Genomic DNA, 20,044 nt, shown 5'->3' with positions numbered 1-20,044 from the left:
GCAAACAACGCAAGTATTTTGCGGTGTCGCCGGAACGCGAGCGGGCCCGAGGGCGGGCGCGGCGGCGCGAGAGCGCACCGGTGCCCGTCGGACCCGCTCCGCCGCGGCCGCCGCCGTCACTTCAGGACAGCCGGCCGCGGCCGGTTCAGCGGACGAACTTCCAGCTGACCGCCGGGACCATGTCGGTGCCCGCGGGCACCAGCTTGCGGAACGCCGCCTGGCTGAGGTCGATGTGCGTCGGGGCGCAGGACGGGCACTTGTCCTTGACCGGCACGGTGATGGTCCGGCCGTTGTAGCTGACCTGCACCTTGATACCGGAGCACAGCGGGTCGTTGTTCGGGTTGGGCGTGGTCCAGTAGGAGGCCGAGACGGCGACCAGGTCCTGCGAGGTGGCGTCGATGGGCGTGCCACAGGCGCCGTAGCCCTTGTCGTTGTAGTAGGTCATCTTGCCGTTCATGGTCTGGCCGATCGGCACGGCGTGGGCCGTGCCGGTGCCGAGGGCGATGCCGGTGACGGCTACCACGCCGCAGACCGTCGTCCTCCAGCGTCTGGATGCGCGCATGATGTCTCCTCGTCCGAGTGGGTTCGGGCAGATGCCGGGAGATGCCTCGGGCAGCCGCTGCCGGGCCGCGATGCGCCCGGCGATGCGCAACGGCAGGGAGCGGCCGGCGCGTTGCCGTCGCCGGCGCGCTCGGTGTGCCGGCACACGGGCTTCAGGGGGCGGCGGCTCACGAAGCACTCCCGAGCACATGAGTTTCATGGACCGCGGCCGCCCCACAACCCCCAATGGGCTCAGATGTCCTGAAGTCGCGGATATGTTCGCCGGGTTGGCCCGGAACGGACGGTTGGCGTCCGCTGCCGGAGCCGGGCGCGCGGGGCTCGTGCGCCGCTGGGGAACGTTTCGGATGTAAGCCGCTCAAGCCGGGTGCGGGGGTGACTCGTACGATGGCGTCACAACTGATCGTGTTTTTCGGAGGGGCCGTATCGTGCCGAACGGGACCGGTGGACAGCGCAAGCGACGGCAGGGGTGTACGGCGTCGACGCCCCGTACGCGTTGTTCGGCCTCGGCTGCGGAGCGGTCGGTGCGACGCTGGCGGGATTCGGCACGCTCTCGGGGCCCGGGATCGGGGTGGCCTGGCTGCCGTTTCTGTGCGCGCTCGTGATGGCGGCCGCCTTCGTGCTCTACGTGCACGCCACCCGGCGGGGCAAGTTCACCGTCTGGGAGGACCTGCTGGACGGGCTGGAGCTGCGCGGGAACGAGCGGCTCCTGGACCTCGGGTGCGGGCGCGGCGCCGTACTGCTGGCGGGCGCCCGTCGCGTACCGCAGGGCCGGGCGGTGGGGGTGGACCTGTGGCGCGGCGTCGACCAGACGGGCAACGCGGCGAGCGCCACGGCACGCAACGCGCGGGCCGAGAGCGTGCAGGACCGGGTGGAGCTGCGCACCGGCGACCTGCGGGACCTGCCCTTCGGTGACGGCGAATTCGACGTCGTGCTGTCCAGTCTGGCCATCCACAACATCAAGGACGCCGAGGGGCGGCGCCGGGCGGTGACCGAGGCGGTACGCGTCCTGCGGCCCGGAGGGCGCCTGGTGATCGTCGACATCGGCGGCTCCGTCCCCTTCTACCGCGACGTCCTGGAGGCGCTGCCGGTCAGCGGGCTCGGTGTCCGCTCGGCGGGCTGGCGGATGTGGTGGGGCGGGCCGTGGATGCGGACGCGCGTGGTCACCGCGTCCGGCTGACCGGCCGCGCGTCCCGAGGGGAGCGGGCCGGCCGGCCGGGCCGTGGCACCGGGCCTCAGCCCGAGAGGGCGACGTCGGTCACGTGCCGGCCCAGGAGGTCGTGCAGCAGGGCGGTGGTGGGCAGGGCGTGGTGGAGGTAGACGTGCTCGCGGCGGTGTTCGATGACGGCGAGCATCGTGCGGAGGGTGGCTGTGGCGTCGTCGCGGCGGCCGGCGTGGTGCTGGGCCTGGGCGAGCAGGCCGAGGTGCAGGGGAGACGCAGATGGGAGCGGGAGGGGCGGAGTTCGGTGAGGCCGGCCTGCATCTGGGCGAGGCCCTCGTCCTCGCGGCCCAGGTGGGTCAGGGCCCAGCCCTCGGTCAGGCGCAGCATCGCCGTCCAGTACAGCAGCCCGTGCTCCTCGGCCAGCCGTACCCCTTCGGCGGAGGAGGCCCGCGCGGTCTCGGCGTCGCCTTCCCAGGCGGCGAGGACCGCGTCCACGTACAGGGCGAAGGACCGGTCGGAGGGCCTGCTCTCGTACGCCGTCAGGCCCTGGAGCTGGCTCCGGCGGGTGCGGGCCGTGTCACGGTCGCCCAGGATCCAGTGGGTGAAGGCGTCGTAGGACCGGCACGAGACGCGCGGGTCGTGCTGGAACGTACGGGCCAGGGTGCGGCCCTCCCGGGCGAAACGATCCGCCAGCCCGACGCTCCGCTCCAGTTCCGCGAGCGCCTCCGGCAGCCGGCCGCGTACGTGCAGCGCGACGCCCTTGCCGTACGCCGCGCCCAGCAGCGCCACCGGATGGCGCGTACGGCTGCCGATGTCCCGCAGCAGCCGGGAGAACTGCCGGGACTCGTCGTACCGGCCGGTGACCAGGAACGCCGAGCACAGCGCCCACAGCACCGACGGGTCCTCGGGCGCCCGGGTGACCGCCCCGAGGGCGCGGCCCCGGCTCAGCGCCGCTTCCGCCTCGGCGTCGCCGTACCCGCGGACCATGGCGAGCAACTGCCCCAGCTGGATGTACAGCCGCTGCTCCAGCGCGCGGGCGGACGCGTCGTCACGGGGCAGCAGGCCCGCGAGATGCACGGCCCGGCGCAGCCACGTCTCGACCTTCTCGTACGCCAGGTGCTGCTCGGCCTGCTCGGCGGCGCGCAACAGCCGGGGAAGGGCCTGCCGGGCGGGCAGCGCGTCCTGGGCGTGCCAGGTGTGATGGGCCAGGCGCTCGAACTCCTCGGCACCCACCTGGTCGCCGCCGCGCGTGCACAGCGACTCGGCCACCCGGGCGTGCAGCCGGTGGCGCTCGTCGCGCGCGAGCACGTCCAGGAGTGTCTCGCGGACCAGCGCGTGCACGAAGTGCAGCCGCCCGGGATGGTGCGGGTCCTCGCCGAGCAGGCCCGCCCGGATCGCCTCCGTCAGGGAGGACGCCACCGGTTCGTCCTCGGCGGCGGTGCAGTGCAGCAGGTCCGTGTCGATCTCGGTGCCGATGACGGCACACAGCCGCAGCACCCGCAGGGCGGGCTCCGGCAGGGTGGCGAACCGCTGGCGCAGCGCCTCGCGCACCCCGGTCGGCACCTGCGCCCGCAGTACGTCGGTGGCGTCCGCGTCGTGCAGGCGCCGCGCGTCGCCCAGGAGTGACAGCAACTGCATGACGAAGTACGGGTTCCCCTTGCTGCGCTGGTGCAGCGCGTCCACGACGTCCGCGCCGACCCCGCGCCCGGCCTGCGCCTCCACCAGGGACGCGACGGCACCGCGGGACAGCCCGCCGAGCCGCAGCGTCTCGGTCCTGGGACCCCGCAGGATGTCGGCCAGCACCCGGCGGATCGTGGCGTCGGAGTCCGCCTCGAAGTCCCGGGCGGTGAGCACGATGCTGATCCGGTGCCCGTGGCGGCGGGTGCCGAGCAGTCGCAGCAGGTCGAGAGAGGCGGCGTCGGCCCAGTGCAGGTCCTCCAGGAGCAGGACCAGCGGCCGCTCGGCGGCCAGCGCGAGCAGCACCTCGCACACCGCGTCGTGGGTCAGGAACCGTGCCTGGGCCCAGTCGTTCTCGGGCCCCTGCCCGCCGGCCGCGGCCGCCCGCTCGGGCATCACCGGGGCGAGCAGCGTGTCGAAGGGCGCGGTGGCGGTGCGGAAGGCGTCCGGCCGGGTGGCCGACAGGTGGCGCAGTACCTGGGTCCACAGCCAGTACGGCGGTACGCCCTCACCGGGGAAGCAGTGGCTCCAGACCACGTCGAGCGCGTCCCCGGCGGCCTCCAGCGCCGGGGCCAGCTCCATCAGCAGCCGCGTCTTGCCGACCCCGGCGGCGCCGAGTACGCAGGCCAGGTACCCGTGTCCGGTGGTCGCGCCGGCCGCTGACGTGGTGAGGCGGTGCAGCTCCTGGTCCCGGCCCGTGAACGGCCAGGGTGCCGCCGCGCCTTCGGGCCCGGAGCCCGGGCAGTCGTCCGGGGCGGGGGCCGGCCGGGCGGGCAGCCGGCTGACGCCGCGCAGTCGCCGCGGCCCTGCCGTCCGTGCGCCTCTGGCCGGGCCAGGCACCGCCGCACCCCGGTCCGTGTTCCGCGCGGACCGGCGGGTCCGCGCGGCACGGGCCGGCGCGGCCGCTTCCGGCGGATGCGTGGCCGCGTCCACCGGGGGTGCTCCGACGGGAAGGCCGGCTCCCGCTGCGGGCCTTCCGGCGGGCCGGGGAGTCGGGCGGACCGGGCGGACCGTCGGCGGCCGGAGCGGCCGCGAGGCGGGCCGCCGGACCGCTGTCGTCCAGCTCCTGGCGGAGGATGGCGGTGTGCACCCGCTGGAGTTCGGCGGTGGTGTCCACGCCGAACTCCTCCACCAGGTGGCAGCGCGTCCGCTCGTACACCTCCAGCGCCTCGGCCTGCCGTCCCAGGCGGGACAGTGCCGTGATCAGATGCCCGACCAGGCGTTCACGGGCCGGGTTGCGGCGTACTTCCAGGCCCAGTTCGGCCGCCACCTCCTCGGCGGCCCCGAGCGCGAGCCGGGCCTCCGCGCAGGACTCCAGCGCGGTGAGCCGGACCTGCTCCAGGCGGGTGGTCTCGTCGGAGAGCGGCGGCTGGGAGCCGAACTCCGTGTAGGGCGCGCCGCGCCACAGCTCCAGGGCCTCGGTGAGCCGGTCGCGGGCGCCGCGCGGGTCGCGCCGGTCCAGGAGCTGCCGTCCGTCGGCGACCATCTGCTCGAAGCGGAACGCGTCGACCTGGTCCGGGACGAGCTGGAGCACGTATCCGGGCGCCTGGTAGCGCAGGACGGACGAGGTGCCCTGACCGGCTGCCGGGGCGAGCACCCGGCGCAGGTGGGAGAGGTGGCTCTGAAGGGTGGGGACGGGGTGCCGCGGGGGCCCCTCGCACCAGAGTTCCTCGATGAGCAGTTCGGTGGGGACGACTCTGCCGAGGCGGACGAGGAGCAGGGCGAGCAGGGCCCGCCGTCGTGGCGGGCCGAGGGGGAGGTCGGTACCGCCGAGCCGGGCCGACATCGGGCCCAGGACGCGCAGTACGGGCTCGGGGCGGCCGGCCGGGGCCCGGCGGTGCCGGAGAGCTCCGGCAGGGGTGTGGGGGGCGGGGTGTGGGGTGTGCACATGTCGGTCCCAATCGTTCTCACGCCGGCGGCTGTGCAGGGGACGTGCCGGACCGTAACCGGATCCATCCGGAAAGTGATCATGGCATATGTGGCGAGACGTTCAAAGATCGGCAACCAGCCAAGGCAATCGTCCGGCAAGCGGAACGACAAGGAAGTGGAAAGCCGCGGCGGGGTGGCCGGCAAGCGTCCGTCAGCGGCCGGACCAGGGGGTCGCAAGGGGCTGGCACACGATGGCGGCAGCCGCCTTCCGGTCCGGCCGACGACCGTCGCCGGGCCGGGCGGGCGCGTCGCACCGAACCGAAGCAACCACCTCGCGAACAGGGACGACATGCTCACAGAAGGCCACGACAGCAGCGCCGGGCGCGGTCCCGCGCCCCGCGGCACGGACCGCACCGGCTCCCCGGCCGCCCGCCGGCCCGCGACCGCCTGAGGGGTGCCGTGCGCTCAGCGATCCTTTTCCCCGGACAGGGGGCGCAGTTCCGCGGTATGGGTGCGGACGTCTTCGGGCGGTATCCCGGTCTCACCCGGTTCACCTGCGACATCCTGGAATACGATCTCGTCGCGCTGTGCCGCGACGACCCGGACGGACTGCTTTCGCAGACGCGGTACACCCAGCCCGCCCTCTACACCGTCAACGCGCTGCACACCTTCGAACGCACGCGGCGCGAGGACCGGCCCGCCGACTGCTACCTCGGGCACAGCCTCGGCGAATACAACGCCCTTCTGGCCGCGGGTGTCTTCGATTTCGAGACGGGCCTCCGGCTCGTCAAGAAACGTGGCGAACTCATGGCCGCGGCGAGCGGCGGCGGAATGACCGCCGTCCTGGGCACGACCGCTTCCCGGCTGGACGAAATCCTTGCGCGGGACGGCATCGAGGGCATCGACGTGGCGGGGTACAACACCGACGAGCAGATCGTCGTGGCCGGGCCCGCCGGACCGCTGGGCGCCGTCCACGCCGCGCTGGAACGCAGGAAGATCCGCTTCGCCCCGCTCCGGGTCAGCGCGCCCTTCCATTCCCGTTACATGGCGTCCGCCCGCGCCGAATTCGAGGAATACCTTCGCAAGTTCACCTTCGCCGATCCGGAACCGGAAGTCGTCGCCAACGTCACCGGCCGGCCGTACGAAAAGGGTGCCGTCGTTTCCACGCTGAGCGCGCAACTCGTCGAACCGGTGCGCTGGACGGACAGCGTCCGCCACCTCCTTTCCGTGGACCCCGGAACGGAATGCGAAGAGGTGGGCGGAAAGTCACTGCTGCGCATGGTGGAAAAGATCCGGGCGGCCGCCACCCCGCCCGCCCCCTCGACCCCAGGACCTGAGGCATGGACAGAACACAGAAGATCCAGCAGTTCATCGAAGAGCGCTTCCTCGTCGAGTTCGGCGGTGAGGTGACGGCCGAGACGGACCTCTTCAAAGCGGGGGTCGTCGACTCCTTCGGCTACATCCAGCTCATGTCCTTCATCGAGGACGAGTTCGCGCTGCGGATCTCCGACGACGATCTCCTCGCGAACGTCTTCGTCTCGCTCGCGGACCTCGACGCCTTCGTCGCGAGCGTGGCCGAAAAACGCGCCTCGGCGGGCGCCGGACAAGGAGGCGTACCGTGTGCGGACTAGCCGGCTTCATCGCCCCGGCGCTCCCGGCCGACGACGCGCCCGGGGTCATCACCTCGATGCTGGGACACATCAGGCACCGCGGCCCGGACGAGGCGGGGTACTACCTCGACGACGGCGTCACGATGGGCGCGGTACGCCTGTCGATCGTCGGCCTGGCCACCGGCGCGCAGCCCATGGCGGATCCTGACGAACGGTACTGGATCTGCTTCAACGGTGAACTGTACAACCACATAGAACTCCGCGAGGAACTGCGCCGCCTCGGCCGGCCGTTCCGCACCGACTCCGACACCGAGGTGGCGCTCCAGGCGTGGATCCAGTGGGGCGAGGCCTGCCTGCCGCGCTTCAACGGTGCCTTCGCCCTCGCGATCCGTGACGCGCTCTCGGGGGACCTCGTCCTCGCCCGCGACCGTTACGGCAAGCGCCCGCTGTTCTACACCGACCACGGTGACGCGTTCCTCTTCGCGTCGGAGATGAAGGCGTTCCGCGCGTTCCCCGGGTTCGGGTTCGCCCTCGACCCACGCGAGCTGGCCTCCGTCTACGCCCTGTGGACCCCGCTGCCCGACCGCACCCCGTTCCGGGGCGTCCGCCAGCTGCCGGTCGGCGGCGTGCTGACCGTCCGCGGGGACCGCCGCAGCCTGCGCACGTACGAGGAGCTGCGGGTCGACGCACCGGCGTTCACCGGTACGGAGGCCGAGGCGGCCGCCCACGTCCGGGAGGCGCTGCGCACCAGCGTCGAGCTGCGCCTGCGCAGCGACGTCGAGGTCGGCGTCTACCTCAGCGGCGGCCTCGACTCGTCCATCGTCACCAAACTGGCCACCGACCTCTCGCCGCACCAGGTGCGCACCTTCTCCGTCCAGTTCGAGGAGGCGTCGTTCGACGAGTCGGACAGCCAGCGGGTGGTGGCCGGCCACCTCGGGACGCGGCACTCCGCCATCTCCGTCACCGGCGCGGACATCGCCGAGGGATTCGAGTCGGCGGTGTACCACGCCGAGGTCCCGGCGTTCCGTACCGCCTTCGTGCCGATGTATCTGCTGTCGCGCCACGTACGGGACGCCGGGATCAAGACGGTCCTCAGCGGTGAGGGGGCCGACGAGGCGTTCCTGGGCTATTCGCTGTTCCGCGAGACGCTGCTGCGCGCTTCCTGGCACGACCTGGACGAGGACGAGCGGCAGCGCAGGCTCGCGGGCCTCTACCCGGAGCTGGAGCATTTCGGCCCCGCGCACCGCAGACACCTCACAGGCCTCTTCCGCCAGTTCTCCACCGAAAGCCTGCCGGGGCTCTTCTCCCACGAACTCCGCTACCAGAACGGCCGATTCGCCGTACGGCTCCTGAAGGACCGCGACGAACCGTTCGCGGATCTCCTCGCCATGCTGCGCGCGGACCCCGGGTACGCGGCCCTGTCGCCGGTGCAGAAGGCGCAGTGGCTCGAATACAAGACGCTGCTGGCCGGCTACCTCCTGTCGACCCAGGGGGAACGCATGAGCCTGGCCCACAGCGTCGAGAACCGCTGCCCGTTCCTCGACCCCGCCGTCGTCCGCGCGGCCGCTTCGGTGAACCTGCGCTTCGACGACGGATTCGAGGAGAAGGCGATTCTCAAGAAGGCGTTCCGCGGTGAACTGCCGGAATCGAGCCTGACCCGCCCCAAACAGCCCTATCGCGCACCGGGTGCCGCCGTGTTCAAGAAGCAGCGCCCCGACTATCTCGAACTGCTGCTCTCCGACGCGGAGCTGGCCAAGTTCGACTGGGTCGATCCCGTCTTCGCGAGAAAACTTGTCAACAAGATCATGACCACCCCTGACGAGCAGATCAGCACCAAAGAGGACCAGGCGTTCGTCTACCTGCTCTCGACCGCGGTCCTCCACCAGCAGTTCGTCCTCGACCGGGAAAGGTATATGGGTATCCCATCCGAAGCCGGACTGAAGTTGCGTACGACCGTGGACCACCGCCGGGCGCGGCTGAGCGCCGGAGGCGCCCGATGAGCGATCCGCGGTCCCCGCACCCGGACGACGTGGCGGTCATCGGCCTCGCCCTCCGCTTTCCCGGCTCCGAGAATCTGCCGGAGCTGTTCGGTCATCTCGTCCAGGGCCGGTCGCTGATATCCGAGGTACCGCCCGAACGCTGGTCGAAGGAGCGCTATTTCGGCGAGCCGAAGAGCGGCACCGACCGCACGAGCAGCGTCTGGGGCGGCTTCATCGAGCACGCCGACCGCTTCGACGCGTCGTTCTTCGGCATCTCGCCGCGGGAAGCCGAGAGCATGGACCCGCAGCAGCGGTTCGCGCTGGAGCTCTCCTGGCAGGCGATCGAGGACGCCGGATACCGGGCGAGCGCCTTCGCGGGCACCCGGACCGGTGTCTTCATGGGCGTCTGCCACGCCGACTACGCGGAACTCATGGAGCGCGAAAAGGCGCCCACCGACGTGTACTTCCCCACCGGTACCGCGTATTCCGTCATCGCCAACCGCGTCTCGTACTTCTTCGACCTCCAGGGCCCGAGCATCACCAACGACACCGCGTGCTCCAGCTCGCTGGTCTCGGTCTACGAAGCGGTCTCCGCGCTGCGCAACGGCGAGTGCGGCCTCGCCCTGGCCGGCGGCGTCAACCTGATCTGGTCGCCGAAGCACTTCATCGCCTTCAGCCAGGCGAGCATGCTGTCGCGCACCGGCCGCTCGCGCGCCTTCGACCAGGACGCCGACGGGTACGTACGGGGTGAGGGCGGCGCGGTCCTCGTGCTGAAGCCCCTCGCACAGGCGCTGGCCGACGGCGACCAGGTGCACGCCGTGATCAAGGGCATCGCCACCAACCACGGCGGGCGGACCAGCTCCCTGACCGTCACCAACCCGGCCGCGCAGGCGGACCTCGTCGAAGGGCTCTACACGAGCGTCGGCATCCGCCCCGACTCGGTGACGTACATCGAGGCGCACGGGCCGGGCACCCCGGTCGGCGACCCGATCGAAGTGGTCGCGCTCAAGCGGGCGTTCCGCGCCCTGCACACCGCGCACGGCACCGAACCGCGGCCGGAGAGCTGCGGCATCGGGTCGGTCAAGACCAACATCGGGCACCTCGAAGGCGCCGCCGGCGTCGCCGGTATGGTCAAGGTGATCGGCGCCCTCGCCTGCCGGACACTGCCCGCGACGGTCAACTTCACGCGGCAGAACAAGCTGGTCAAGCTCGACGGCAGTCCGTTCCGCATCGTGCGCGACACCCAGCACTGGGACGCGCCGCCGCCCGGTCCCGACGGCGGCGCGGCGCCGCGTCGCGCGGGCGTCAGCTCCTTCGGCTTCGGCGGCACCAACGCGCACGTGGTGCTGGAGGAGCACTTGCCCGCGGCCGACGACGCGCCGGCCGACGAACCCGGCGGCCCGCACCTCGTACCGCTCTCCGCGAAGACCCCCGACCGGCTGCGCGCCGTCGCCCGAGCCCTCCTCGGTCATCTGCGCGCGTCGGAGGACGAGGACGGTCCCACCGCCGCGCTGCGGCCCGCACAACGGCTCGCCGACATCGCGTACACCTTGCAGACCGGCCGTGAACCTATGGCCGCACGCGTCGCGTTCGTCGTGAGCGACCGCGCCGAACTGGCCGCGTCCCTCGACGCCTTCCTGGACGGCACACTCGCGGACTCCGCGGCGCACACCGGCACCGGGACGGCGGCCGACGACGCGGCCGGACTCCTGGAGGCCGCGACGCGCTGGGCCGAGGGCGGCCCCGAGGAGGACTGGGCCGCGAGGTACGCCACGCAGGACGAGGACGCCCGCCCGCGACGCGTACGGCTGCCCGTCTACCCGTTCGCCCGCGAACGCCACTGGTTCCGCGCCCCCTCAAAGGACGCCGCGCCGGACACGCGCACGGCGCTGCACCCGCTCCTCCACCGCAACACCTCCAGCCTCTCCGAGCAGCGCTACACCTCCGCCTTCACGGGCGACGAGCCCTTCCTCGCCTCCCACCAGGTACGCGGCGCACGCGTGCTGCCCGCCGCCGCGTACGTGGAGATGCTGCGTGCCGCGGTGGTGGCGGCCGTGGGTCACGGTGACGGCCGGAGCCCGGCCGTCCGCCTGCGCGACATCGCGTGGCTGCGCCCGCTGGTCGTGGGAGACGCCCCCGCCGAAGTACAGGTGGGGCTCTTCCCCGGGGAGGACGACGACGGCACCGTCTCACTCACGGTGTACACGGGCCCGTCGGCACTCGACCCGACGGCCGTCGTCCACTGCTGGGGCACCGCCGAGGCGGACGCCCCCGAAGAGCCGCAGGCCCTCGACCTGAACGCGCTGCGCGCGGCCTGCCCCACCCCGCACGACCCCGCGGACGCGTACGCCGCACTGCGCGAGCAGGGCCTCCAGTACGGCCCCGGGATGCGCGGCATGAGCGAACTCCGGCTGGGCGACACGGAACTCCTCGTCCGGATCGAACAGCCGCGCTGCGGCGAGGAGGGCACCGGACACGCCCTGCCGCCCAGTGTGCTGGACGCGGCGCTCCAGGCCACGCTGGTCCTGATGGCGCACACCGCGCCGGGCCCGGCCGCAGGACCGGCGCTGCCCTTCACGCTGGACCGGGTGGACATCCACCGGCCCTGCGGCTCCGGCACCTGGGCCTGGGTACGGCGCAGCGCCGACAGCGGCGGTGCCGACACCTTCGACATCGACCTCTGCGACGGCGAGGGCGTCGTCGGCGCACGCCTGCGGGGACTGGTGCAGCGCGCCGCACCGGCTGACGGCGCATCCGCACAGGCCGGTGCCCTGGCCGCCGGTGCCGCGGCGCCGCGTGTCGTCGCGGGCACCTGCCGCTGGGCGGACGCGCCGCCCGCCACGGACGGGCCCGGCACCGCCACGGGCGGGCCCGGCATTGCCACGGTGCACGGCTTCCTCGCGGGACGGGCCGCCGGCCACGCCGCCGCGGTCGCCACCGCCGCCGGAAGCCCGGTGACCGCGCTGCCCGCCGTCACCGCCGACCGGGTGGCCGACGGCGTGGACGCCGTACTCGGGCTTCTCGCCGGACGGCTGCGGGACGTGCTCGGCGCCAGACCCGACCGGCCCCACCGCTTCGTCGTCCTCGTGGACGACCGGGTGCCCCGGCACTTCCACGCGCCGCTCACCGGCCTCTTCCGGACCGCCGCCCTGGAGAACCCGCTCGTCGGCGGACGCCTGGTACGCGTCGCCGGACTCGACACCGCCACGCCCGAGCGGGTCGCCCGCCTCCTCGCCGAGGAGGGCGCGGACCCGTACGACGCCTGCGAACTCCGGCGCCCCGAGGACGGTTCCGCCACCCGCCAGGAGTGGCGGCCCGTGGACGTCGCGCTCGGCGACGGGCCGCGCGTGCCTCCGCTGAAGGAAGGCGGCGTCTACTGGGTCACGGGCGGCCTCGGCGGGCTCGGGCTGCACCTGGCGCGGTACTTCGCGCGGTGCCCCGGCGTCACCGTCGTACTGAGCGGCAGGACGGAACTCGCGGAAGCGGGCGACGCCACCCTCGCCGCGCTCCGCGAAGCCGGTGTCGAGGCGCGCTACCTGCCCGCTGACGTCACCCGTAAGGACGACGTGGAGCGCGCCGTCCGCACCATCACCGGCGAGCACGGCCGGCTCGACGGCGTGGTGCACGCCGCGGGCGTCCTGCGCGACGCCTATCTGCTGCACAAGGACGCCGCCGACCTTCCCCTGGTGACGGCGCCCAAGGTACGCGGCGCGCTGCACCTCGACGCCGCGACCCGCGACCTCGCGCTCGACTTCTTCGTCGTCTTCTCCTCCGTGGCGGGCGTGTACGGCAACGCCGGGCAGGCCGACTACGCCGCGGCCAACGCCTTCCTGGACGCCTTCGCGCAGCACCGACAGGCCCTCGTCGGCGTCGGGGAACGCTCCGGCCGCACCGCCGCCGTGAGCTGGCCCCTGTGGGCCGACGGCGGCATGACGGCCGACGCCGTGACGCGCGCGACGATGCGGGCGGAACGCGGCTGGGAGCCCCTGCCGACCGAGGACGGCCTGCGTGTCCTGGGGCGCGTCCTGGACGATGACGCCCCCACTCATGTCGTGGTGGCCTTCGGGGCGGACGCGACCATCGCCCTTGAGCGGCGCCTGCCCGCCGCCGGAGCGGCACCGGGCACGTCCGGTGCGTCCGGTCAGTCCGCGGACGTGGCCGGGCTGGATGACGCGGAACTGCTGGAGCGCACGGTCGCCCTGCTCAAACACCACCTGGGCGAGGTGCTGCACCACGACCCGGCCGCGATGGACGCGACGGCCAACCTCGTCGAGTACGGGATCGACTCGCTCAGCATCCTGGAGATGACCGCGCGCCTCGAAGCGCTCTTCGGGCAGCTGCCGAAAACGATCTTCTTCGAGTACCTCACGATCGAAGGGGTCGCCGAGTACTTCGCCGGGACGCACCGCGACAAGCTGCCGGCCGTGCTGGGCGCGGCGGACGGGCCGGAGGACGCAGGCGAGGCGCAAGCGGCATCGGCCGGTGAACCGCCCGCTCCGCGCGCACGGTTCGCCCGTACTGCCCCAGCGCGTACCGCACCGGCCCGTACCGGCATCACCCGGCCCGCTGTACCCGACCGCGACGACCGCGACGACCGCCACGACATCGCCGTCATCGGCATCTCGGGCACCTACCCCGGCGCGGACACGCTCGACGAGCTGTGGACGCTCCTCGAAGAAGGCCGCCACACCTTCGAAGAGGTCCCGCGCGACCGCTGGGACCACGACGCGATCTACAGCCCCGACCGCGGCGTCCCCGGCAAGAGCGCCATCCGCACCGGCACGTTCCTCCGCGACATCGACCGGTTCGACCCGCGCTACTTCCGTATCTCCAAGCGCGACGCGGAACTGATGTCCCCGGAGGTGCGCCTCTTCCTCCAGACCGGCGTGGAGGCCCTGGAGGACGCGGGGTACTCCCGCGAGACCCTCCAGCGGCAGTACGACGGCGACGTGGGCGTGCTCGTCGGCGCCATGAGCAACCACTACGGGCTGCACGGCTTCCAGAACAGCCTGCTGCGCGGCTCACCCGCCAGCGGCAGCTACACCGGGACGCTGCCCAACATGCTGTCGTACTTCTACGGGTTCACCGGCCCGTCGATCTTCCTCGACACGATGTGCTCCGGCTCGTCCACCTGTGTGCACCAGGCCGTCCAGATGCTGCGCGCCGGCGAGTGCCGGATGGCGGTGGCCGGCGGCGTCAACCTGCTTCTGCACCCCTACAACCTCGTCACCTCCTCGCACGAGCACTTCACCACCGCCACCTCCGACGTGATCCGCAGCTTCGGGCTCGGCGCGGACGGCACGATCCTCGGCGAGGGCGTCGGCGCCGTCGTCCTCAAACCGCTCGCCGAGGCCGAGCGCGACGGCGACCACGTGTACGGCGTCATCAAGGGCACGGCCCTGTCCAACGCGGGCGCCCGCAACGGCTTCACCGTGCCCAGCCCGCACGCCCAGGCCCGCGCGATCGGCAAGGCGGTCCAGGACGCGGGGATCGACGCCCGTACGGTCAGCTACGTCGAAGGGCACGGCTCGGGCACGTCGCTCGGTGACCCCATCGAGGTCAAGGCGCTGACCACCGCCTTCCGCGAGCACACGGCGGACTCCGGGTTCTGCGCCCTCGGCTCGGTCAAGTCCAACATGGGGCATCTGCTGCACGCGGCCGGCATGGTCGGCCTGGCGAAGGTGCTCCTCCAGCTGGACAAGCGCACCCTCGTCCCGTCGCTGCACAGCGCGGAACTCAACCCCGACATCGACTTCTCCGGCACTCCCTTCCGAGTGCAGCGCGAACTCGCCCCTGGGAACCGGCGGTCACCGAGGACGACGGGCGCACTGTCGTCCATCCGCGGCGCGCCGGGCTCACTTCCATCGGCGCGGGCGGCATGAACTCGCACATCATCATCGAGGAGTACGTCCCGGACACCGCCGCGCGCCCGTACGCCACCACCGACGGCCGCGACGAACTCTTCGTCTTCTCCGCGATGACCGACACAGCGCTGGAGGCATCCCTCGACCGCTTCCGCACGTACCTGGAGCAGGCCGACCCGGCCGACCTGCCTGCTGTCGCCCATACCCTGCGCGTCGGCAAGAACGAACTGCCGCGCCGCTGGGCCTTCTTCGCCAAGGACATCCAAGAAGCCCTGCGGGCCGTCGAACGCCGGCTCGCGGGGGAAGGTGACCTCGATGCGGCCCTGGCGAGCGATGACCCGCGCGCCGCGGAAGCCCGCGAGCTGGCCGTGACCTGGACCGGCGGCAAGAGCGTCGACTGGGCCCGGCTGACCGGATCGCGCCGGCTGCGGCGCGTCCCGTTGCCCGCCTACCCGTTCGAGCGGGTGCGGTGCTGGGTGCCGCAGGAGGACGGCGCGCCGTCCGTCCTCGCGCCGCTCGCCCTGCGCGACAAGCTCCACCCGTTCCTCGGCCGCAACGAGTCCGACCTCGACGGCCTGCGGTACGGCCTCGACGTGCACCTGGACGACCTCGGCGACTACGGATACCAGCGGGACAAGGAACCGCGGGTCGTTCCCACCTTCGCGATCGACCTGGCGCTCGCCGCGGCGAAGGTCTCCGGCTTCACGGCCGACCCCGTGGTACGCGGCCTGCGGCTGCCCGCCCCTGTCGCCTGGGAGACCACCGAGCGGCTGGTCACGACGGTGATCGAGCCCGTGGGCGAAGGCGCGGCGAGCGGCGCGGTGTTCGCGCAGGACACGTCGGGCGCCCGGACGCTCGTCGCCGCCTTCGAGGCGTACGACGCGCACGAGGCGGGCCCGTCCGCCCCGCGCTCCGAGCGCGACGTGTCGCCGGCCGGTCTGCGCGACAGTGCGGTCCGTGCGCTCGGCGCGGACGAGGTGCGGGCGGAGTTCGCCGAGGGCGGTCTCGTCCACCCGGCGCTGCTCTCCGGGGTCGCGGGCGCGTACTGGCTGCCCGACGGGCGGCTCGTCCTGGACGTCACCGTGCCGGATCTGCGGCGCGACACCGTACGGCGCAACGTCACCATCGCCCCGCACGTCCTCGCGGCCGTCACCCAGGGCCTGCGGCTCGACGCGAAGCATCGCGGCCTGCCGCGCTGGCAGGAGACGCGGCCGCACCGGATCGCGGAAGTGCGCGTGTTCGGCGCGGCGGGCGACGGCGAGGTGGCACACGTCGTCCTCGTGCCGAATCCCGCGTCCGCCGGTGACCGGCCGTTCGAGGGCACGGTCCGGCTGCTGGACGGCAGCGGCGAGGTGCGCGCGGAGTGCGTGGGGGTCAGGTGCGACGACGACGGCGTACAGGACGTCGTGCCGCATGAACCGCGCGAACGGCGGCGGAGCGTTCCGCGTGCGGAACCCGAGGCCCCCGGCGACGGCCTCACCGCGTTCGCCGTCGCCGAGCTGCGGACCCTGGCGTCCGGCATCCTCAAGTACGAGCCCGCCGAACTCGACGCCCACACCGGCTTCGACGCCTTCGGCTTCGACTCGATCTCCTTCGTCACCTTCTCCCGGCTCATCGGGGAGCGGCTCGGTGTGGAGGTGACGCCCGCCGCGTTCTTCGACGTGAACACCTTCGACGCGCTGGCCCGGCACCTCGTCGCGGAGGACGGGGAGACCGTGCGGGCCGCGTACGAGCGGTCGGGGAGCGCGGCGGCGGGAGCTGACCGGGTGACCACCATCTCCCCTGAGCCGACGATCTCCGCGCGTACTGCCCCGGCCCCCGTGGCCGTACCGGCCCCCGCTTCCGTGGACCCGTCGCAGCCCATCGCCGTCATCGGCGCCGCGGGCCGCTTCCCCGGCGCGCCCGACCTGGACACCTACTGGGCCAACCTCGTCGCGGGCCGGGACTCGGTCACCGCCTTCCCCCTGGACCGCTACGACGCGGCGTACCGGCGTGTCGCCGAGGCCGCCGACTTCCCCGGCACGCCGGTGTCCTGGACGACGTGGACGCCTTCGACGCGGAGTTCTTCCGCGTCTACCCGCGCGAGGCGGAGCTGATGGACCCGCAGCACCGCCTCGCCCTGGAAACGGTCTGGAGCGCGCTGGAGGACAGCGCGTACACGCCCGCCGGCCTGCCCCGGAACACCGGCCTGTTCCTCGGTGTCTCGGGCACCGACTACGCGACGCTGCTCACGACGTACGGGGTGGAGCCGGACGCGTTCACCTCGACCGGCAACGCGCACTCGATGCTCGCCAACCGCATCTCGTACGTACTGGACCTGCGCGGCCCCAGCGAACCGGTCGACACCGCCTGCTCCAGCTCGCTGGTCGCCGTCCACCGGGCCGTCGAGGCCATCCGGTCGGGCGCGTGCGAGGCGGCCGTGGCCGGCGGGGTCAACCTGCTGCTCAGCGTGGACACGTTCGTCAGCGCGCACCGCGCCGGGATGCTCAGCCCGGACGGCCGGTGCAAGACCTTCGCGAGCGACGCGGACGGGTACGTGCGCGGCGAAGGCGTCGGTGCCGTGGTGCTCAAGCCGCTGGCCGCGGCCGAACGCGACGGGGACGCGATCCTCGCGGTGCTGCGCGGCAGCGCGGAGAACCACGGCGGCCGGGCCAACTCGCTGACCGCGCCGAACGCCGACGCCCAGGCCGAACTGGTCACCACGGCGATGCGCGGCACCGACCCCGACACGGTCGGCTACATCGAGGCCCACGGCACGGGCACCGCACTGGGCGACCCCGTCGAGGTACGGGCCCTGCACACCGCGTTCCGCCGGCTCGGCGCCACCGGCCGGGCCGCCTGCGGACTCGGGTCGGTCAAGACCAACATCGGCCACCTGGAGGCGGCCGCCGGCATCGCGGGGCTCCTGAAGGTCGTCCTCGCGATGCGGCACGGCGTCCTCCCGGCGACGCTGCACTGCCGCGAGATCAACCCGTACATCGAACTCGACGGCGGACCGTTCCGCGTCGTGCGCGAGAACGAGCCGTGGCCGCGCCCGCGCACCGCGGACGGCCGGCCCGCGCCCCGGCGCGCGGGCGTGAGCAGCTTCGGCTTCGGCGGCGCCAACTGCCATGTCGTGGTGGAGGAATACGTGCAGGACGATGCCGGAACCGAGGCCCTGGAGGCCAGCGAGACAGTGGACGCCACCGACCCCACCGACATCACCGACCCCATCGACATCACCGACGTGATCGTGCCCCTCTCGGCACGGACGCCGCAGCAGCTGACCGAGGCGGCGGGAAACCTCCTCGCGTACCTCGAAGGCCCCGAACCGGCGGCCCTCCGCTCGGTCGCCTGGACCCTTCAGGCGGGCCGCCAGGCGATGGCTGAACGGGTGGGCTGGGTGGTCCGCTCACGCGAGGAACTCGTAGGCAAACTGCGCGCCTTCGTCACGGACGGCGAACGGCCGGGCGACGAGACGGCACGCAGTCAGGTACTGGCGCGCTGGATCGGGGGTGCGGCCGTCGACTGGCGCGCGCTGTACGGGCCGCGCGTACCGAAGCGGGCCCATCTGCCCACGTACCCGTTCGCCCGCGGACGTTACTGGATCCCTGGCACGCGCGCCGAGGACGCATCCGAAAGCGCAGCCAACGGCAGCCCCGCGATCGGTACGACACTCCTGACACCGCGGTGGACTCCGCGTCCCGTGCCGCCGAGCGCCATCCCCGGCAGCACCGCCGACCACCGCGTCGTGATCCTGTGCGGCGCGCTCACCTCCGCGCGCGGAGCGGTCGAGCGGAGCGTGCCCGGTGTGCGCTGCCTGACCGTCGAGTCGGCCAAGCAGCGCTTGGACAGCCGCTTCAGGGACGTCTCTCAGCAGGTCTTCGAGAGGGTCCGGGACATCGCCGCCGGCGCGCCCGGCGGCAGTACCACCCTCGTCCAGGTCGTGACACCGGCGGACGGTGACGAGGCGGTCAACCTGGCTCTCGCCGGGTTGCTCCGCACCGCGTCACTCGAATGTGCCTCTTTGGCAGCCCAGTTGATCACCTTCCGGGGTGCCCGTACGGATGACGCCGTGGCGGCCGCCGTCGCGGAGGACGCCCGGGACACGGACGCCGACCTGGTCCGCCACGAGGGCGCCGAGCGCTCCGTACGGACCTGGCACGCGGCGACGCCCCCGGCGGGCGCCGCGGACCTGCCGTGGCGCGCGGGCGGCGGATACCTGATCACGGGCGGCGCGGGCGGTATCGGCGCGGCCGTGGCCCGCCGTATCGCGCGGGACGTCGAACGCCCGGTGCTCGTCCTCGTCGGCAGGTCGCCGCAGGACGCCCGTATCGAGGCGCTCCTGGGCGAACTGCGCGCCGCCGGTGCCGTCGCCCGCTACGAGTGCGCGGACGTCTCGCGCTGGGAAGAGGTACGCCACCTCCTCACCCGGGTCCGGGAACACGCCGGTGAGATCTCCGGCGTCGTGCACGCCGCCGGCGTCCTGCGCGATGCCTCGCTCACCGGCAAGACGGCCGAGGACTGGGAGGAGGTGCTCGCGCCGAAGACCGACGGCCTGGTCCACCTCGACCGGGCCACCCGGCACGACCCGCTCGACTTCTTCCTCACCTTCTCCTCGGGCGCCGCGGTCACCGGCAATCCGGGCCAGGCGGACTACGCCACGGCCAACGCCTTCCTCGACGCCTTCGCCGCGCTCCGCAACGCGCGGGTCGCGGTGGGGGAGCGGGCCGGCCGTACCCTGTCGGTCGCCTGGCCGCTGTGGAAGGACGGCGGGATGTCCGTCGACGCGGGCACGCTCGCCCAGCTGTGGCGCAGCCGCGGCCTGGCGCCCATGGAGACGGCCGACGGGCTCGCGGCGCTCACCGGCGCCTGGCGCCTGGGCGCGGAGCAGGTGTGGGTGTACCACGGTGACGCGGCACGGGTGCCGGAGGCGTCGGGCCGTACCGCCGCACCGGCGCCGGTACGGGCCGGAGCGCCGACGGCCCCGGTGGACGGGCGCCTCGCCCGCGAAACCCTGCGCCTGCTGGTCGCGCTCTTCGCCCGCGTCACCAAACTCCCCGCGCGGGCCGTGGACGCCGACGGGGAACTGGGCGCGATGGGCCTCGACTCGATCCTGATCGTCCAGTTGAACAAGGAGCTGGCCGCCGTGTTCGCGGACATACCGACGACGCTCTTCTACGAGTTCCCGACCCTGCGCGCGATCGCCGGGCACCTGGCGGCCGAGCACCCGGAGACGGCCCGCGCCTGGGCCGGTGAACCGGTGACGGCCGCCCCGGCGCCGTCCGCCGGTACGGTGGCGGGCCGTGGATCCGTGCCGTACGCCGCCCCCGCGCCCGGTTCCCC

At 73.1% G+C, this 20,044-nt stretch carries 7 protein-coding genes and 2 pseudogenes; 6 read left to right on the top strand and 3 right to left on the bottom strand.

Translation table 11 applies throughout. From position 1 onward, the window contains the following. Positions 1-145 precede the first annotated feature (145 nt). Positions 146-562 carry a cysteine/serine endopeptidase inhibitor gene (locus tag ACEXOX_RS03805; protein ID WP_406519088.1) on the bottom strand — a complete coding sequence of 139 codons (417 nt, stop codon included), beginning with the start codon at positions 560-562 and terminating at the stop codon, positions 146-148. 465 nt (positions 563-1,027) lie between these two features. Between ACEXOX_RS03805 and ACEXOX_RS03800 the strand changes: the two genes are divergently transcribed. Further along, entirely contained in the window at positions 1,028-1,738 is a 711-nt protein-coding gene (locus tag ACEXOX_RS03800) for a class I SAM-dependent methyltransferase (RefSeq protein ID WP_406519087.1), read from the top strand. Between the two features lie 78 nt (positions 1,739-1,816). Here the strand turns inward: ACEXOX_RS03800 and ACEXOX_RS03795 are convergent, their stop codons facing one another. Beyond that, positions 1,817-4,237 (bottom strand): ATP-binding protein, encoded by a 2,421-nt coding sequence (locus ACEXOX_RS03795; protein ID WP_406519086.1) that lies wholly within the window; start codon positions 4,235-4,237, stop codon positions 1,817-1,819. Between the two features lie 244 nt (positions 4,238-4,481). Then, a pseudogene (locus tag ACEXOX_RS03790) lies at positions 4,482-5,183 on the bottom strand (BTAD domain-containing putative transcriptional regulator); the annotation flags it as partial. Between the two features lie 542 nt (positions 5,184-5,725). Between ACEXOX_RS03790 and ACEXOX_RS03785 the strand changes: the two are divergent. The 5 genes and pseudogenes from ACEXOX_RS03785 to ACEXOX_RS03765 all read left to right on the top strand — a co-directional run bounded on the left by ACEXOX_RS03785 (position 5,726) and on the right by ACEXOX_RS03765 (position 19,965). Continuing rightward, positions 5,726-6,676: an ACP S-malonyltransferase gene (locus tag ACEXOX_RS03785; protein WP_406519085.1), complete on the top strand. Its 951-nt coding sequence runs from the start codon at positions 5,726-5,728 to the stop codon at positions 6,674-6,676. Then, positions 6,607-6,897 carry an acyl carrier protein gene (locus ACEXOX_RS03780; RefSeq protein ID WP_406519084.1) on the top strand — a complete coding sequence of 97 codons (291 nt, stop codon included), beginning with the start codon at positions 6,607-6,609 and terminating at the stop codon, positions 6,895-6,897. The genes ACEXOX_RS03785 and ACEXOX_RS03780 overlap by 70 nt, the downstream gene beginning before the upstream one ends. Next, on the top strand, positions 6,885-8,876 hold the full coding sequence (gene asnB, locus ACEXOX_RS03775; protein WP_406519083.1) for an asparagine synthase (glutamine-hydrolyzing): 1,992 nt from the start codon (positions 6,885-6,887) through the stop codon (positions 8,874-8,876). Before ACEXOX_RS03780 ends, asnB begins: the two co-directional genes overlap by 13 nt. Further along, entirely contained in the window at positions 8,873-14,737 is a 5,865-nt protein-coding gene (locus tag ACEXOX_RS03770; RefSeq protein WP_406519082.1) for an SDR family NAD(P)-dependent oxidoreductase, read from the top strand. Before asnB ends, ACEXOX_RS03770 begins: the two co-directional genes overlap by 4 nt. Beyond that, a pseudogene (locus tag ACEXOX_RS03765) lies at positions 14,734-19,965 on the top strand (phosphopantetheine-binding protein). The gene ACEXOX_RS03770 and the pseudogene ACEXOX_RS03765 overlap by 4 nt, the downstream one beginning before the upstream one ends. Positions 19,966-20,044 lie beyond the last annotated feature (79 nt).

Source organism: Streptomyces sp. Ac-502, assembly GCF_045222935.1.
Classification (GTDB): Bacteria; Actinomycetota; Actinomycetes; order Streptomycetales; family Streptomycetaceae; genus Streptomyces; species Streptomyces monomycini.
This window is presented reverse-complemented; position numbering and strand designations above follow the sequence as displayed.